The 1,199-nt window shown below is 34.9% G+C and carries 1 protein-coding gene; it reads right to left on the bottom strand.

Annotation, left to right across the window (positions count from 1 at the left end):
• Window positions 1-232: 232 nt before the first annotated feature.
• The gene (locus tag QUB39_RS30475; RefSeq protein ID WP_333245857.1) at window positions 233-1,096 is read right to left on the bottom strand and encodes a hypothetical protein; all 864 of its coding nucleotides are present in this window, start codon (window positions 1,094-1,096) and stop codon (window positions 233-235) included.
• Between the last annotated feature and the right edge of the window lie 103 nt (window positions 1,097-1,199).

Below are 1,199 nucleotides of genomic sequence, written 5' to 3' on the forward strand. Positions count from 1 at the left end.
CGATAAGGAGAGATCCGCAGCAAATGCGTTGTGTCAAAAGTTACATGCAACGTTAAAGCATTTGCGATGGCATGGCAATAGCGTACTGTCAGCCTGGTGCAAATGCTTAATTGAAAAACTAAGTTGAAGTTAAGAACTAATGACCAAAAGCGTACTGTCTGCCGGAACTAAAGCTGAGAAAGATTTACAGATGAAGTTTATTCCGTCAGCCATGCTATTCGCAAATGCAATGTTATGTGCAGATTTCCTTGATGATATTTTCATAAGTTGTCATGGGGTGATAGTAATTAAATTCGGGCTTATCGATTACTGTTCCACTATCGTCAAAAAAGCGAAAGTGGCTTTCATAGTATTTATCATCTAATTCAATATCAAAAAACATTTCTTCTTCGAAATACTTATACATTATGTCGCTGATTGCGCTGTCGTCAGACAAAAATTTATCTTTTAATAATGTATGAAGAAGTCCAGCCCTTTTTCTGAAGGCAAGCTCGTTCAAAATGTAATATTTGTCGGTGGAGATACTCTTGTATGTTTTTTGATCATCCTTCTCCCCAAAATATTCTTTGTAGTATTGGATTTCGTCATCCACTTCTATGTCATACTTACTTTCAAGGTAATGCTGTAAACAGAGATTGTACTCCCAAGAATTAACTTCTTGATTTATTCCTTGATTATCACAAAATTGGCAGGTTGCGTTTATTTTATTTGTATACGTTTCAATAATCTTATCAAATATGAGTTGTTTATTTTTGTCTTTTGCTTTTACTGAACATCTAAACTCAGCATGTTTTTCCTTTGCCCAAATTGTATCCTCTGCGGTTAGCCCATTTTCCATTAGCTCACCTATCATCTCATATAAATAAGGATACCAACCAGTACTAATTCCGTTGATCTGAGATTTATATTTTGACAAATAAGCTTGGATTGCTAAATCATGACTACTTTTCTCTACTTCCCTCATTTGGTATTGAGACCTTGTTGATTCGGATTTCCCAATAGACACTTGCTTATTAAATCTATATATCTTGCTTCTAATATTTCTCTTAAAACGCCAAAATCGAAATTTGCGCACTAATTGTTCTATAAAGTTCATTGAGCGGCTTTTATAAATTTGCACATAACGTTAAAGCATTTGCGATGGCATGGCAGTAGCGAATTGTCAGCCTGGTACAAACGCTAAATTGAAAACTGATGTT

Origin of the sequence: Microcoleus sp. AT8-B5 (assembly GCF_036705565.1) — a bacterium.
In the GTDB taxonomy this organism is placed as follows: Bacteria; Cyanobacteriota; Cyanobacteriia; order Cyanobacteriales; family Microcoleaceae; genus Microcoleus.

Coding starts and splice junctions, on each gene's coding strand:
- QUB39_RS30475 (WP_333245857.1), bottom strand. CDS start 1,096: ATGAACTTTATAGAACAATTAGTGCGCAAATTTCGATTTTGGCGTTTT.